This is a genomic window from Zunongwangia mangrovi, from assembly GCF_900112105.1.
GTDB classification, from domain to species: domain Bacteria; phylum Bacteroidota; class Bacteroidia; order Flavobacteriales; family Flavobacteriaceae; genus Zunongwangia; species Zunongwangia mangrovi.
The window spans coordinates 138,946-155,649 of record NZ_FOKV01000005.1 but is presented as its reverse complement, the minus strand read 5'-3'; the positions used below and the strand labels follow the sequence as shown (position 1 = coordinate 155,649).

Sequence of the window (16,704 nt, the reverse complement as noted above, 5' to 3'; positions counted from 1 at the left end):
ATGAAATATCAAACAAGAAAAAAAGCCATCATTTTATTAGCAGACGGAACCATCTTTCATGGGAAATTAGTAGGTGCCAAAGAAGGTAGCGCTGTAGGAGAAGTTTGTTTTAATACAGGAATGACCGGTTATCAGGAAATCTTTACAGATCCATCTTATTTTGGTCAGTTAATGGTTACTACCAATGCACATATTGGTAACTATGGTACCAATGAAGGTGAAAATGAATCTGACGGAGCAAAGATCGCAGGCTTAATTTGTAAAAATTTTAGTTACGACCAATCCAGACCAGCTGCAGATCAAACGTTACAAGAGTTTCTTGATGAAAGTAATTTATTCGCCATCTCAGATGTAGATACTCGAGCTTTGGTTACTTATATACGCGAAAATGGAGCAATGAATGCCATTATTTCTACAGATGTAGATAACATAGATGCTTTAAAAGCTGAATTGGCCGAAGTGCCAGATATGAATGGTTTAGAATTAGCATCTAAAGTTTCTACTAAAGAACCATATTACTTTGGAGAAGAAGATGCTACTTATAAAGTTGCTGCCTTAGATGTAGGTATTAAAAGAAATATCCTCAGAAATCTTGCTCAGCGAGACGTTTACGTAAAGGTCTTTCCTTACGATGCCACGTATGAAGATATGAGTGAATGGAATCCAGATGGTTACTTTCTTTCAAATGGTCCTGGTGATCCACAACCTTTAGAAAGTGCTGTTCAATTAGCTAAAGATATTATAGAGAAGGATCATCCATTATTTGGTATTTGTTTAGGCCACCAGATTATTGCCTTGGCAAATGGAATCCCTACTTATAAAATGCATCATGGACATAGAGGTATAAATCATCCTGTAAAAAATCTAAAAACAGGTAAAGGAGAGATTACTTCTCAAAATCACGGTTTTGCCGTAGATAAGAAAGCAACAGAATCTCATCCAAATGTAGAGATCACTCATATCTGCTTAAATGATAGTACTGTAGGTGGATTGCAGATGACAAATAAAAACTGTTTTTCTGTACAATATCATCCAGAGGCCAGTCCCGGACCTCATGACGCAAGTTATTTATTCGATGAGTTTTTAGATCGTATAAAGCAGGTAAAAGCATAGAAACTGAAAAGCCGGGATTTATTTCCGGCTTTTTTATTCTTAGTAATTAGTTGTTTAACAAATTCCTATCGATAGAACACTAATTTTATTTTATCGAAAACGTTTTAGGTAAAATACTTGTTATATTATAAATTATTCCTCGTTTTTTTATTGCTGTATTCGTATCTTGCAGACTAATCAATTAATTAAATTATAATTCAGACTATGAGTGCTATAGTAAATATTCATGCACGTCAAATTTTTGACTCCAGAGGTAACCCTACAGTTGAAGTAGATGTAATCACAGAAAACGGAATATTAGGAAGGGCAGCAGTTCCTTCTGGAGCTTCTACAGGTGAGCATGAGGCTGTAGAACTTCGCGATGGTGGGGACGACTTTATGGGTAAAGGTGTTCTTACTGCCGTAGAAAATGTGAATTCAAAAATTGCAGAGCAACTACTAGGATATTCAGTATTCGAACAAAATTTAATCGACCAGGCAATGATCGATCTTGATGGGACTTCGAATAAATCTAAATTGGGTGCTAATGCAATTTTAGGTGTTTCTTTAGCGGTAGCTAAGGCAGCAGCAAATGAACTTGGTCTTCCTTTATATCGTTACGTTGGTGGTGTAAGCGCAAATACGCTTCCTGTACCAATGATGAACATTATAAACGGTGGATCTCACAGTGATGCTCCAATTGCATTTCAGGAATTTATGATCATGCCAGTAAAAGCAGCAAGCTTTTCAGAAGCGATCAAAATGGGAACAGAGATCTTCCATAACCTTAAAAAAGTATTGCACGATAGAGGTTTAAGTACAGCTGTTGGTGATGAAGGAGGATTTGCTCCAACTTTAGATGGTACAGAAGATGCTTTAGAAACAATCTTAAAAGCTATCGAAAAAGCTGGATACAAAGGAGGAGATGAAGTTATGATCGCTTTAGATTGTGCTTCAGCAGAATTCTACGAAGAAGGCAAATATAACTATGCTAAATTCGAAGGTGATAAGGGTGTTGTTCGTACTAGCGAAGAGCAGGCAGATTACCTTGCTGAATTAGCTTCTAAATATCCTATCATCTCAATTGAAGACGGTATGGACGAAAACGACTGGGATGGATGGAAAGCTCTTACAGATAAAGTAGGAGATAAAGTTCAGCTAGTAGGAGATGACCTTTACGTAACTAATGTAGAGCGTTTATCTAGAGGTATCGAAGAAGGTATCGCAAACTCTATCCTTATTAAAGTAAACCAAATTGGTACGTTAACTGAAACTATCGCAGCTGTAAATATGGCGCATAATGCAGGTTATACTTCAGTAATGTCTCACCGTTCTGGTGAAACTGAAGATAATACTATTGCAGATTTAGCGGTAGCACTAAATACAGGACAAATTAAAACTGGTTCAGCTTCAAGAAGTGATCGTATGGCTAAGTACAATCAATTAATAAGAATTGAAGAAGAATTAGGAAGTGTAGCTTATTTCCCAAAAGAAAAAGCTTTTAAGCTGAAATAAGATATTATTTACAATAATATTCTTTTAGAAAGCCTTTCATTAATTTGGAAGGCTTTTTTATTTTAATTTAATATTCTTTTAATCAAATGTTTGAAGATTAATAATTAACTTTTGCGGAATAAATGTTCTAACCAATCCTAACCAGATTTCAATGCATAATTTCCTATTCGTAGCTTCAGAAAATGATGCTATTCCTCACTGCAAGGCCGGAGGCATGGGTGATGTAATACGCGATGTCCCCAGGCAAATTTCTCAAAAAGGCGATACCGTTCATGTGGTTGTTCCTTCTTATTCGAGACTTCATCAAAATGCTAATTTCATTTCAAATTTAAATTTTAAGCTTCGCGGAGTCGATTATATGGCCGAGATCTATGAGGTTACCCCTAAAAAAGATTTTCCGGGAATAACTCATTATGTGATTCATCATCCAGAAATTGAAGCGGGCGACATTGCTCATATTTATCACAATGATCTTGCTGAACCATTTTATACAGATGCTATAAAGTATTTTATCTTTTGTACAGCCGTAGCTCAGGCCGTTAAGATAGGAGTTTTTGGAGATCTGGATGTAATTCATCTGCACGACTGGCATGCAAGTATGGTTTTATTCTTAAGAAGATATCATCAGGATTTTAAATGTCTGCAGGATATTCGTGTGATTTATAGCATTCATAATTTGGCCATACAGGGAATTCGTCCTTTTGCCGATAATTATTCGTCTATTAAGAATTTCTTTCCAGATGTAGATTTTAACTACGATGAGCTTAAAGATAGACGCTACCAGGATTGTATAAATATGATGGCTTTAGGAATTCGCTTTTCTGATGCCGTACATACCGTTTCTCCAAGTTATAAGAGAGATGTGCTTTATCCTAGTAATCCACCAGAATTTATTGGCGGAGAAGGTTTAGAAGAAGATCTTAAACACGCTGATAGAGAGGGAAGATTCATAGGGATTCTTAATGGCTGTAATTATAGAAATATCCGCAGAGCGAGAAAAAATAATCTATATTTCAATATAGCTTCTGCGATCTTTAAATGGATGCAGCAGGAATCTAAAAAGTATAAAGCAGATTTCTTAGCGCATACAGGAGAGAAAGTAATGCCTTATTTAAAAAGAAAGCCAGAATTTGTGTGTTCTAGTGTGGCAAGACTGACCGAGCAAAAATTTTACTTTTTTAAACGTTCTCCAGAAGCTTTTTTAGAAATACTTGATCTTCTTGCTGAAGTCAATGGAATATTTATACTCCTAGGTACAGGCGCGCCGGAATACGAAGAGCTTTTACGCAAAATAAGTCACGAGAAAGAAAACTTTTTATTCATAAATGGCCAAAATGAAGATGTGATCGATAGTATTTATCTGGAAACCAATCTTTATTTTATGCCAAGCTTGTTTGAGCCTTGTGGTATAAGCCAGATGCTTGCGATGCGGAATGGACATCCTTGTTTGGTTCATTATACGGGTGGTCTTATCGACACAGTAAAGCATTTAGAGACCGGTTTTGTTTTTGATGGAACAAGCTACGATAAAAAGGTATCGAATATGGTCCAATCCTTTGAACAGATCTTAAACCTGTTTTTCGAGGATAAAGCCAAATGGAGAACAATAGAGCAAAACGCTAAAAAAGAACGTTTCACCTGGAAGAAGTCTGTAGACGATTACTATAAATCACTCTATAAATTACCAGCATAAAAGATTCTTATATTTAAATAAGCTAAATCTCTTGAAACCCTTGTTAATAATAGCATAATAGCTTGGTTTTAATTGAATATAAGCTTAGATTTTATTAAATTCGCAATCGATTAATTTAAATTTTGTAATTCAATACAATGTCAGATAAAGCTATATTAGAATATCAGGGAAAAAAATATGAGTTTCCAGTAACAGAGGGAACCGAAGGTGAACTGGGTATAAATATTAAAACCCTTCGATCTGAAGCCGGAATGATAACTTTAGACCGTGGTTACAAGAACACAGGAAGCTGTGAGAGTGCCATCACTTTTTTAGACGGTGAAAAAGGGATCTTAAGGTATAGAGGCTATGCTATCGAAGACCTTGCTGAAAAAGCAGATTTTCTTGAAGTAGCTTATCTTTTGATCTTTGGTGAATTGCCAAATAAAGAGCAATTAGATAAATTCTCTGCAGATATTAGAGACGAGTCTGAAGTAGATGAAGAAATGAAAAAGATTTTGGATGGTTTTCCAAAGTCGGCGCATCCAATGGGCGTTCTTTCTTCGTTAACGAGTGCGTTAATTGCTTTTAATCCATCTTCAGTAAATGTAGATTCTGAAGAAGAAATGTACAAAGCGATTGTAAAGATACTAGGTAAATTCCCAGTACTTGTAGCATGGACTTTAAGAAAGAAAAATAGTCTTCCATTAAACTACGGTGACGATTCATTAGGATATGTAGAAAATCTACATAAAATGATGTTCGAAAAGCCAGGTAAAAAATATAATGTAGATCAATCTGTGATCGATGCTTTAGATAAATTATTAATTCTTCATGCAGATCACGAACAAAACTGTTCAGCATCTACTGTAAGAATGGTAGGTTCTTCTCACGCAGGTTTATTTGCTTCTATTTCTGCTGGTATTTCAGCACTTTGGGGACCACTTCATGGTGGAGCAAACCAGGCAGTGATTGAAATGTTAGAAGGAATTAAGCAAGATGGTGGTGATACCCACAAATTCATGCAAAAAGCGAAGGATAAAGAAGATCCTTTCCGTTTAATGGGCTTTGGACACCGCGTTTACAAAAACTTCGATCCACGTGCTAAGATCATTAAGAAATCTGCAGACGAAGTTCTTGGAGGTTTAGGTATCGAAGATCCAGTATTAGATATCGCAAAAGGCTTAGAAAAAGAAGCTTTAGAAGACGATTATTTCGTACAAAGAAAATTATATCCAAACGTAGATTTCTATTCAGGAATTATCTACAGAGCTTTAGGTATTCCAGTAGAAATGTTTACAGTAATGTTTGCTTTAGGTCGTCTTCCTGGATGGATCGCTCAATGGAGAGAGATGAGACTTAAGAAAGAACCTATTGGTAGACCACGCCAAATTTATGTTGGTGCAAATCTTAGAGATTTTAAACCAGTAGGCGAAAGATAAGCCTTGCTTAATTATAAATAATTTAAAAAGCTCCATTATTAAATGGGGCTTTTTCTATATTTGGAAAAATTTTTAGTGATGCACTTAAAGATCAATAACGAAACTTCAAGGCTTAGAGCCGTTGTTTTAGGTACCGCTAAAAGTAACGGTGGAGCGCCCGAACTTGACGAAGCTTACGATCCAAAATCTATAGAACATATTAAAGCTGGTACATACCCGCAAGAAGAAGATATGGTGAAAGAGATGGAAGCGGTAGCGAATGTTTTGAAGAAATATGACGTAGAAGTTTTTCGTCCTCAGATTATCGAAAATTATAACCAGATTTTTACCAGAGATATTGCTTTTGTGATCGAAGATAAATTTGTGAAAGCAAACATTCTTCCAGATCGCGAAAAAGAGATTAAAGCAATTCAGCATGTGATCGACCAGATTGCTCCAGAGAAAATTGTAAAACTTCCAGAAGAGGCGCATATCGAAGGAGGTGATGTAATGCCTTTTGGCGATTACATTTTGGTAGGAACTTATAGCGGAGATGATTATCCAGATTATATTACGGCTAGAACAAATACACAGGCTGTAAACGCACTTCAGGAATTATTTCCGAAGAAAAAAGTAGTTTCTTTCAATCTTAAAAAAAGCAATGTAGATCCAAAAGAAAATGCACTGCATTTGGATTGCTGTTTTCAGCCAGTAGGAAAAGACAAGGCAATTATCTACAAAGGCGGCTTTTTGGATTCTAAAGAATATCAATGGCTGGTTAATCTATTTGGAGAAAAAAATATCTTCGAAATTACCAAAGATGAGATGTATAATATGAATTCGAACATATTTTCTATTTCTGAAAACGTGGTTATTTCCGAAGAAAAATTTATACGTCTAAACGATTGGCTTCGATCTCACGGAATTACCGTAGAAGAGGTTCCTTACTCCCAAATCGCAAAGCAGGAAGGTCTATTGCGTTGTTCAACTTTACCCTTAATTAGAGATTAAAATGAAACAGATTACAGATACCGTTTTAATGGTGCGTCCAGTAGCTTTTAGAATGAATGAAGAGACTGCGGTAAATAATTATTTTCAGAAAAACTTAAAAGGGAAAGATGTCAATCAAGAAGCACAGGCCGAGTTTGATGCTTTTGTAACTAAACTGAAAAGTGTAGGAGTAAAGGTTGTTGTTGTAGATGACGTTGCTAAGGACAATACGCCAGATTCGATTTTCCCTAATAATTGGGTGTCTTTTCACGAAAACGGAGAGATCGCATTGTATCCTATGTTTGCTGAAAACCGACGAAAAGAGCGTCGATTAGATTATTTTGCGAATCTTGAAGAAGAAGGCTTTAAAATCACCAATATCGTCGATTATACTTCTGCAGAAGATGATGATATTTTTCTTGAAGGAACTGGTAGCTTGATCTTAGATCGTGAAAACGAAAAAGCTTATTGTGCATTATCACCAAGAGCTGATGAAGATCTTTTGATCGAATTTTGTGAAGATTTTGAATATACTCCGGTAATCTTTAATGCGTACCAAACAGTACAAGGGAAGCGAAAGCAAATTTATCACACTAACGTGATGATGTGTGTTGCTGAAGAGTTTGCTGTAATTTGTCTAGACACCATAGATGATGCAAAAGAGCGTAAGAATGTGCTGAAACATTTAAAGCAGGATCATAAAGAATTAATAGTTATTTCTGAGGAGCAAATGCATCAATTCGCAGGGAATATGCTTCAGGTTCGTGGTGCTTTTGATAAAAAGTATTTAGTGATGAGTGAGCGTGCTCACCAAAGTTTAACACCAGATCAGGTGGCCAAAATTGAAAAGTATTCAGAAATATTAAGTAGCGATCTTAATGTGATTGAAACCTGTGGCGGCGGTAGTGCAAGATGTATGCTTGCTGAAGTTTTCTTGCCAAAAGCCTAATATTTCTTTCGATTTTCGATAACAAATAGAAGCATCATTATTGCTGTGAAAATGGCAAAGGGGAGTGAACCAATAATCAGGAATTTTTGCATGGCGTCTAAAACGTCACTTTCTGGTTTTACATTTCCCAAAAGAATGATAGCTTCAGAAAAAATAAGTATCAATACCGCCCAAATCAGGCGGTATTTTTTATTGGGATTTTCATTGCCTTTATCGCTAAACATACTCAACACGTAAATAGCCGAATCTACTGAGGTCACCAAAAAACTTATCAGCAATAACACGGTTACGATATTTGTAATATTAGAAAGCGGAAAAGCCTCAAAAAATTTAAAGATTGAAGTAAACACGTTGCTAAACTCTCCATCGTAACTCGGCATACTTTCAATAAGATGAAATGAAGAGCCACCAAAAACACTAAACCATAAAAAACTACCTAAAGAAGGCAAGATTAAAACGCCCAATATCATCTCGCGTATGGTACGACCTTGTGAAATCCTTGCAATAAAAATTCCGGTGAAGGGTGCCCAAGCCAACCAAAATGCCCAGTAATAATAGGTCCAGTCGGTTAAAAATTGTTTTCCGGGATTAAAATCGCCAATAGCTAAACTTAGCTGAAAAAAGTCTTTGATGTAATACCAGGTTGCCGTTAAAAATTGCTCTAAAATTTCAACAATATCGGCTTGTAGGAAAATAAAGATCAATAATGCGATGGTAATATAAATATTCCAGTTAGAAATTCGCTTAATTCCTTTTTCTACTCCCGCGTAAGCTGAAAAAAATGCAAGTAAACAGATTAGAAAAACCAACGCAATGACGATCCAAAGTGTTCCCGGATTTTTTGTGGTAAGATGACTAATACCACCTTCTATTTGCGTAGTTCCAAGTCCAATAGCAGCAACCAAACCAAAAACTGTGGTCAAAATCGTTAAAAGATCGATGCTTTGTGGAATTCCTTTTAGTTTTTTAAGCTGAGGTAAACTGCTGCCGAGTAGAATATTGTTTTTTCGAACAAATAAAGAATAGCCAATAAAAAGAGCGAATATCCCATAGAACGCCCAGGCTGTAAATCCCCATTGATAGAAAGTAAATTCTAAAGCAATAATATCATTAGGATAACCAGTTTTTAAAGGCGGATTTTGATACATATAAACCGGTTCCTGTACCGCCCGCAGTAAAATCCCTGCGCCCATACCTGCGCTGTAAAGCATCGCGATCCATGAAAGTCGGTCGAATTGCGGTGGAGAATTCCCTAAACGGATTCTTCCGTATTTAGAAAAAGCTATTAGTAAAAGAAAAAGCACGCAAGCTAATCCCAGCCATAAATAAAATTCACCAAAAAATTCTCGCACCCAAATCGAAGCAGTGTCTATAAATGAGTAAAATTCCGCAGTAAAAGAAAAAATAAATACCGAAAAAATAAACAATATCAACCCGGCGCAGTAAAACAGCGGATTGTTTTTGATTTCGGTATTAAACTTTTTAAAGTTAATCTGCGAGTTGTTTTTCAGATTTGGCATTAGCGATCTTCGTGATCATTCCATCAAAGATAAAATAATGAAATGGATACATCGAATACCAGTACATTCTTCCCAGCAAACCTTTAGGTCTAAAAGTCGCAGTTTGGTGAATTATGTTGTCTTCATCGATACAAAATTCTAACCAGGCTTCACCGGGAACTTTCATTTCAGCAAAAAGGAGTAATCGCTTTTCTTCTTTATCGGCTAAAAGAACTCGCCAAAAATCTAAAGAATCTCCGGGAGCGAGTTCTGTAGGGTGTGTACGACCGCGGCGCAAACCTACTCCGCCTGCAACTTTATCCAGGTAGCCTCTAATTTTCCAAAGCCAGTTTCCGTAATACCAGCCATTTAATCCGCCTATGGACCAAATTCGTTTCAAAGCCTCTTCAGGATTATCGGTTTTCTTTTGTTGCTTGTCTAAAAGACAGCCATAGGTAGGAACTTTAATGTATTTGTTAAGTTCTTTTTTAAATCGGCCACTACTTAATGAATCTTTCCAGCTTGAAATTACCTGATTTTGTTCAATTTTATAAAAGGCCATTTCAATCGCTTCTTTATAAGAAATAGTCTCAATATTTAAGATTCTTGCCAACTTATCATCACGAGCAATAACTTCAACCTCCATGCTATCCACAAGGTTTTGCGCTAGCTTGTAAGATGTTGAGGTTACAAAATATAGCCAGTAAGACGAGAGTTTTGGAGACATTACCGGTACGCTTAATATCCAGATTTTAAGTCCGCGTACTTCAGCATATTTCTCCATCATTTCCTGATAGGTCAAAATATCGGGACCGCCAATATCAAATGATTGATCATAACATTCTTCGTGACCAATCACTCCCGTTAAAAACTTAATAACATCTCTGATTGCTGTTGGCTGGCATTTGGTGCGAACCCATTGCGGAGTTACCATTACCGGTAACTTTTCACATAGATCTCTAATAATTTCGAAAGAAGAACTTCCAGAACCTACAATAATGGCAGCACGTAAAACAGTAAGATGAAAATCACCTTTATAGAGTATGTCTTCAACCGCCTTACGAGATTTTAAATGCTTGGAAAGCTTATCCTGGTTCACCATTCCGCTTAGGTAAATTACCTGTTTAACGCTGGTTTGGCTCATAAGTTTATTAAAGTTTTTGGCAGCTTCAGCTTCCTGGCTGTCAAAATCTTTGGTATTCCCACTCATCGAATGGATAAGATAATAAGCAATATCGATATTCTTGATTTTTTCAGGAGTTTCTGAATCTTCTAAAAAATCAATTTCAACGATCTCTACCTGGTTGATAAGTTCTTTGCTGGAAAACCTGTTCTTATTGCGAACGGCGCAAATTACTTCATGTCCCTGTTCAATAAGTTCAGGCAGCAATCGCATTCCTATGTAACCATTAGCACCGGTAAGTAAAATTCGCATAGATCAAGTATTCTTTTAAAATTAATCTCCTCAAATTAGTATTTTAATTACTACCTTCCCGTAGGATTAATAAAACTTTATAAAATGAATAACGTCCTGAAAATCTCACTTTTAGTTATTGGGATAGGATTGGTGGGATATGGTTTATATACCTTAATTTCTCCGGAAGTTTCTTTAGAAGCCGGCCCAATTACAGTTGAAGCTCAAGGTGATAACACGCAGTCTTATGCGATGATGGGATTTGGTTTGCTAGCGCTTATTGCCGGTCTGGCTTTTGGGAAGCGTTAAACAAAATTAATTATTGCTGAAGGTAATTCCCAGAACCGTCATTACTGAAGAGCTTATATATTCTATCCCAATCGCAATTACAATAAATCCTATAATTCTTGAAATCGCGTTTATTCCTGAAGCGCCCAGAAATTTCGCAATATAATGCGCACTTTTCAGCATTAAAAAAGTTGAAAGACAAACTGCGAAAATCGCTAAAATCGTGATCAGTTTTTCTGAGGTTAAACTGTAGTCCTCATACATTCCTATTAAAAGAGAAATCGAGCCCGGCCCGGCAAGCATTGGGATTGCAAGCGGGGTTAAAGAAATACCTTCACGTTGGTGCGCATCATCTTTCACACGTTCATTCATTCCTTTGTGTTTAGAAAACGACCCGGTAAGCAACGCAAATCCAGAAGTTACGATTATTAAACCGCCGGCGATACGCAAAGATTCAATACTTATCCCGAAAAATTGTAAAATATACCTGCCGGTAAAAAAGCAGATCGTAAGAATTACAAAAATATTAGTTGCTGTAAGCAGTGAAGTCCTGGAACGCTCTTTTGCGGAATCTTCTGTAGTTAATCCTACAAAAATAGGAATTGTGCCAAGCGGATTGATGACTGAAAATAATGCCGCAAAAACATAGATAAATAGATCCATAATTTTTTCGGCAAATATGCGCTAAGATCAATAGCTAAGAATTAAATAAAAATTAGCCTTAGATTATCAAAAATCGATGTTTAGAGGTGCAATGTTAAGCGAGTCTCAAGAGACAATAATCAGTATACAATAAACAATAAACAATTATCAATTAGCCGTCTTAGCATTATTTCAATCTAGCTTATAGATCATCAATACGAGTAGGGGTATTATCATCTTTATAGGATATCAATTTTTTAAAGAATTTATGTACGTTTTCGTCTTTTGCTTCCACTTTGATAAAATAATGATCGCGATAGATCGAGTACTCTTCAGCTTTACCTTTGTAGATTTTGAGTTTCCAAAACGGAATCACCAAAGCATAAGTTTCTAAAATAGACCGAAACCTTACAATAATTCCGTTAGGTCTAATTTCGATATTGCAGGTATTACGGTTGTTATCTAAGATTAGCAAATTATGAATATCGATACTTACCGTGGTGATTATTAAGCGGGGCGATCCACTACCTTTCAATTTAAATCGATCTACAAGAGTTAGGGTTTTACCAACTTCACGATCGATCTTCTCTTTAATGTCTGGATTATTATAAGAAACATTCAGTAGCATTTTTTTTTTTAAGATAAGAAACTTCCGGGAGTTAGTGACTATTCTGTGGTGATTGATCAAAATATAAGGATTTACAAAGCAAGCTTTAGCTTAAAGTTCAATTTCTGTTATCTTTGCAGCGTCTTTGTACACTACCTTTATTGCGATTTTGGTGTTACAGGAATGTATAAAATTTCGATATTTCTAATTGAAATGGATATTGAAATTTTCAGGCTTAAAATTTTAATCTCACGTAGTGAGTGAAAAACATGATATAATGAATATTCAGGAAATGCTAACTGCATACGTAAAAGACGCAGTGCAAAATATTTACGATGTAACTCTGGAAACGGTAGAGTTTCAGCCAACAAGAAAGGATTTTGAAGGCGATATTACCGTTGTTTGTTTCCCAATGTTAAGACAGGTAAAAACAAATCCTGTAAAACTAGGTGAAGAAATAGGAAATTACCTGCAGGAACACGTAACTATTGTAAACCGTTTTAATGTGGTAAAAGGTTTCTTGAATATCGTCTTAAATGATGCGTATTACCTCGATTTTTTCAATGAGATCAAAAACGATCCTGAATTTGGTTTTGTGAAAGATGTAAAAGATGCCAGAAAGATCATGGTAGAATATTCTTCGCCAAACACCAATAAACCACTTCATCTTGGCCATATTCGTAATAATTTATTAGGATTTTCGGTTGCTGAAATCTTAGAAGCTGCAGGAAATGAAGTCTATAAAACACAGATCATTAACGACCGCGGAATCCATATCTGTAAATCGATGCTGGCCTGGCAACGTTTTGGAAACGGTGAAACACCAGATTCTACCGGATTAAAAGGAGATAAACTGGTTGGGAATTATTATGTGAAGTTCGATCAGGAATATAAAAAGGAAATAGAACAGTTAATTGCTGAAGGTAAAACCGAAAAGGAAGCAAAAGCTGAAGCGCCCATTTTATTAGAGGCTAAAGAAATGCTTCGTAAATGGGAAGCTGGTGCTAAAGAGGTTGTAGAACTTTGGAAAACCATGAACCAATGGGTTTACGATGGTTTCGAAGAAACTTATAAAGCCCTTGGCGTAGATTTCGATAAGAATTATTACGAGAGTGACACGTATCTTTTAGGAAAAGATGTGGTGAACAAAGGTTTAGAAAACGGTGTTTTTTATAGAAAAGAAGACGGTAGCGTTTGGATCGATCTAACCGATGAAGGTTTAGATGAAAAGATCGTTTTGCGTAGTGATGGTACTGCGGTATATATGACGCAGGATATTGGTACCGCAATTCAGCGAGTTGAAGATTTTGCGATTAACGGAATGGTTTACACTGTTGGTAACGAGCAGGATTATCATTTTAAAGTTCTATTCTTAATTCTGAAAAAGTTAGGTTTTGCCTGGGCAGAATATCTATATCATTTAAGCTACGGAATGGTAGATCTTCCAAGCGGAAAAATGAAAAGTAGGGAAGGAACTGTGGTTGATGCCGATGATCTAATCCAGGAAATGACCGAAACTGCCAGAACAATTTCTGAAGAATTAGGAAAATTAGATGGTTTAAGTGAAGAAGATAAAGAAGAGCTTTACCAAATGATCGGTTTGGGAGCGCTTAAATATTATATTTTAAAAGTAGATCCTAAAAAACGAATCTTGTTTAATCCTGAAGAATCTGTAGATTTTCAAGGAAATACTGGTCCGTTTATTCAATATACACACGCCAGAATTCAGTCGATCTTAAGAAAAGCCGATTTCGAGTACGAATCTCAGCTGGTAAGCGAGTACGAACTTCAGGATAAAGAAAAAGAGCTGATCAAGCAAATTCAGCTATATCCAGAAACTATTCAGTTAGCTGCAGAAAATCATAGTCCGGCGCTAATTGCTAATTATACTTACGATTTGGTAAAAGAATTTAATTCATTTTATCAAAATGTCTCGATTTTGGGAGCTGAAAAGGATATGGAAAGACAATTAAGAACACAACTCTCTAAAGTGGTGGCGAATATCATTAAAAGTTCGTTTAGGTTATTAGGAATCCAGGTTCCTGATAGAATGTAAACGAAATATTTAAGAATAAAATCAAAAAACATGGGCTGAAATTGTACAATTTCAGCCCATGTTTTTTATAATTTTTTGAAACTTCAGCATAAAATCGATTCTTAAGCAATTAGTGAGGATAAAAAACTTTTCACTTCACTACCAAATCATTAAATTTGCAAACCCGTTATCACAATGGCGGAAATCTTAAACTACAGGAAAGCATATGTTTGATAATTTAAGTGATAAGTTAGATAATGCCTTACATGTCTTAAAGGGACATGGACAAATAACCGAAGTTAACGTTGCAGAAACGCTTAAAGAGGTACGTCGAGCCCTTGTTGATGCCGATGTTAACTATAAAATCGCTAAAGATTTTACCAAAACTGTTAAGGAAAAAGCACTAGGGCAAGACGTTTTAACAGCCTTGAAGCCAGGTCAATTAATGGTGAAGCTTGTAAAAGATGAGCTTACTCAATTGATGGGAGGAGAAGCCGCCGGAGTGAATCTTAGCGGAAATCCTTCAGTGATTTTGATGTCTGGTTTGCAGGGTAGTGGTAAAACAACTTTTTCTGGTAAGCTGGCTAACTACCTTAAAAATAAGAAAACGAAAAAACCACTTTTAGTGGCCTGTGATGTTTACCGTCCTGCAGCGATCAATCAGCTGCATGTGGTGGGAGAGCAGATTGGAGTTGAGGTTTTTAGTGATGAGGGAAATCAGGATCCCGTGGCAATTTCTAAAGCTGCAATTGCGCATGCTAAAGAAAATGGCCATAATGTAGTGATTATTGATACCGCTGGTCGTCTTGCCGTAGATGAAGCGATGATGACTGAAATTTCAAACATTCACACTGCCATAGAACCTCACGAGACTTTGTTCGTAGTAGATTCAATGACGGGACAGGATGCGGTAAATACAGCTAAAGCTTTTAATGATCGTTTAAATTTCGACGGAGTAATTCTAACTAAATTAGATGGTGATACTCGTGGTGGTGCGGCGATTTCAATTAAATCTGTAGTAAATAAACCTATTAAATTTATTGGTACTGGTGAGAAAATGGATGCTATCGATGTGTTCTATCCTTCTCGTATGGCCGATAGGATCTTAGGGATGGGAGACGTTGTGTCTCTTGTAGAGCGTGCGCAGGAACAATATGATGAGGAAGAAGCGAGAAAACTTCAGAAGAAAATCGCTAAAAACGCCTTTGGTTTTGATGATTTCTTAAAGCAACTTCAGCAGATCAAAAAAATGGGATCTATGAAAGATCTTCTTGGAATGATCCCTGGAGCTGGTAAAATGCTTAAAGATGTAGATATAGACGATGATGCTTTTAAAGGTATCGAAGCGATTATTCATTCAATGACACCAGATGAAAGAAGTACGCCAAAGATCATTAATTCTAGTAGAAAGAAGAGAATCGCAAAAGGTTCTGGAACTTCTGTACAGGAAGTGAATCAGTTATTGAAGCAATTCAACCAGATGGGTAAAATGATGAAGATGATGCAGGGAGGCGGTGGCCGCCAGATGATGAATATGATGAAAGGAATGCGTTAATACGTTATATATTTTAGGCTGAACTGAAAATGTTTGGCCTTTTTTAATTATAGTTATAACTCAAGAAATGACAATTTTAGACGGTAAAAAAGTAAGTAACGATATCAAAAATGAGATCGCTGCTGAAGTTGAAAAAATGAAGCAGCGTGGTGAAAAAGTACCACATCTTGCTGCTATTATTGTTGGAAATGATGGGGCAAGTAAAACTTACGTAAATAGCAAGGTGAAAGCTTGTGAAAGAGTAGGTTTTGAGTCTTCACTTTTTAGAATGTCATCTACGATTAGCGAGATCGAGCTTCTAGATAAGATCGAAGAACTAAATCAAAATGATGATATCGATGGCTTTATCGTTCAGTTGCCATTACCACCGCAAATCGATACGCAAAAAGTTTTAAATGCTGTAGATCCAGATAAAGATGTAGATGGTTTCCATCCTACTAATTTTGGAAAAATGGCATTGGATATGACAACCTTTATTCCGGCAACACCATTCGGGATTTTAGAACTTTTAGAGCGTTACGACATTCCTACTAAAGGAAAGCATACTGTTGTAATTGGTAGAAGTTATATCGTAGGTCGCCCAATGAGTATTTTAATGGGAAGAAGTGGTTTCCCAGGAAACTCTACTGTAACACTTACGCACGAATTCACTAAAAACATTACCCAAATCACTTCTCAGGCAGATATTATTATTATCGCAGTAGGAATTCCAGATTTCTTAAAAGGAGAAATGATTAAGGATGATGCTGTGATTATTGATGTTGGGATTACTCGTGTGCCGGATGATAATGCTGAAAAAGGCTATGTTATAAAAGGAGATGTAGATTTTGAAAATGTAAGTAAAAGAGCTTCATTTATCACTCCGGTTCCTGGTGGAGTAGGGCCAATGACGGTTTCTATGTTGCTGAAGAATACTTTACTTGCTAGAGAACGTCACAGACAAAGAAAAGAAAGCAAATAATACGTTTGTAGTCTTAAATAATAAAACCTCACATCTTATAAATGTGAGGTTTTTTGTTTCCTGA

At 36.2% G+C, this 16,704-nt stretch carries 14 protein-coding genes; 10 read left to right on the top strand and 4 right to left on the bottom strand.

The genetic code is table 11. The features are described 5' to 3' along the window. The 6 genes from carA (at position 1) to ctlX (ending at position 7,639) form a co-directional block, all read left to right on the top strand. On the top strand, positions 1-1,113 hold the full coding sequence (carA, locus tag BM201_RS12505) for a glutamine-hydrolyzing carbamoyl-phosphate synthase small subunit (RefSeq protein ID WP_092543138.1): 1,113 nt from the start codon (positions 1-3) through the stop codon (positions 1,111-1,113). Positions 1,114-1,317: 204 nt separating this feature from the next. Continuing rightward, positions 1,318-2,607: a phosphopyruvate hydratase gene (eno, locus tag BM201_RS12500; protein WP_092543136.1), complete on the top strand. Its 1,290-nt coding sequence runs from the start codon at positions 1,318-1,320 to the stop codon at positions 2,605-2,607. Positions 2,608-2,758: 151 nt separating this feature from the next. After that, a complete protein-coding gene (locus tag BM201_RS12495) occupies positions 2,759-4,300 on the top strand; it encodes a glycogen synthase (protein ID WP_092543134.1) in 1,542 nt (513 codons plus the stop codon). A 137-nt stretch (positions 4,301-4,437) separates the two neighbouring features. After that, on the top strand, positions 4,438-5,721 hold the full coding sequence (locus BM201_RS12490) for a citrate synthase (RefSeq protein ID WP_092543132.1): 1,284 nt from the start codon (positions 4,438-4,440) through the stop codon (positions 5,719-5,721). A gap of 42 nt (positions 5,722-5,763) precedes the next feature. Further along, on the top strand, positions 5,764-6,711 hold the full coding sequence (locus BM201_RS12485) for a dimethylarginine dimethylaminohydrolase family protein (protein WP_092543130.1): 948 nt from the start codon (positions 5,764-5,766) through the stop codon (positions 6,709-6,711). A gap of 1 nt (position 6,712) precedes the next feature. Beyond that, complete coding sequence (gene ctlX, locus BM201_RS12480) at positions 6,713-7,639, top strand: citrulline utilization hydrolase CtlX (protein ID WP_092543128.1); 927 nt, start codon at positions 6,713-6,715, stop codon at positions 7,637-7,639. On the opposite strand, the gene BM201_RS12475 is transcribed toward ctlX, so the two are convergent. Then, positions 7,636-9,159: a BCCT family transporter gene (locus BM201_RS12475; protein ID WP_394333746.1), complete on the bottom strand. Its 1,524-nt coding sequence runs from the start codon at positions 9,157-9,159 to the stop codon at positions 7,636-7,638. The two genes, ctlX and BM201_RS12475, sit on opposite strands and share 4 nt — an antisense overlap. Further along, the gene (locus BM201_RS12470) at positions 9,128-10,573 is read right to left on the bottom strand and encodes an SDR family oxidoreductase (protein WP_092543126.1); all 1,446 of its coding nucleotides are present in this window, start codon (positions 10,571-10,573) and stop codon (positions 9,128-9,130) included. The genes BM201_RS12475 and BM201_RS12470 overlap by 32 nt, the downstream gene beginning before the upstream one ends. A gap of 84 nt (positions 10,574-10,657) precedes the next feature. Here BM201_RS12470 and BM201_RS12465 point away from each other — a divergent pair, with 84 nt between their 5' ends. Then, positions 10,658-10,861 (top strand): hypothetical protein, encoded by a 204-nt coding sequence (locus tag BM201_RS12465; protein ID WP_084841338.1) that lies wholly within the window; start codon positions 10,658-10,660, stop codon positions 10,859-10,861. A 6-nt stretch (positions 10,862-10,867) separates the two neighbouring features. Here the strand turns inward: BM201_RS12465 and BM201_RS12460 are convergent, their stop codons facing one another. Next, the gene (locus BM201_RS12460) at positions 10,868-11,503 is read right to left on the bottom strand and encodes a MarC family protein (RefSeq protein WP_092543124.1); all 636 of its coding nucleotides are present in this window, start codon (positions 11,501-11,503) and stop codon (positions 10,868-10,870) included. Positions 11,504-11,684: 181 nt separating this feature from the next. Then, complete coding sequence (locus BM201_RS12455) at positions 11,685-12,110, bottom strand: hypothetical protein (RefSeq protein WP_092543122.1); 426 nt, start codon at positions 12,108-12,110, stop codon at positions 11,685-11,687. A gap of 256 nt (positions 12,111-12,366) precedes the next feature. Here BM201_RS12455 and argS point away from each other — a divergent pair, with 256 nt between their 5' ends. The 3 genes from argS (at position 12,367) to BM201_RS12440 (ending at position 16,640) form a co-directional block, all read left to right on the top strand. Beyond that, on the top strand, positions 12,367-14,145 hold the full coding sequence (argS, locus tag BM201_RS12450) for an arginine--tRNA ligase (protein ID WP_092543120.1): 1,779 nt from the start codon (positions 12,367-12,369) through the stop codon (positions 14,143-14,145). A gap of 205 nt (positions 14,146-14,350) precedes the next feature. Continuing rightward, a complete protein-coding gene (gene ffh / locus BM201_RS12445) occupies positions 14,351-15,679 on the top strand; it encodes a signal recognition particle protein (protein WP_092543118.1) in 1,329 nt (442 codons plus the stop codon). Between the two features lie 67 nt (positions 15,680-15,746). Beyond that, positions 15,747-16,640, top strand: a complete 894-nt coding sequence (locus BM201_RS12440) for a bifunctional 5,10-methylenetetrahydrofolate dehydrogenase/5,10-methenyltetrahydrofolate cyclohydrolase (RefSeq protein WP_092543116.1) — start codon at positions 15,747-15,749, stop codon at positions 16,638-16,640. The last annotated feature ends 64 nt before the right edge of the window (positions 16,641-16,704 follow it).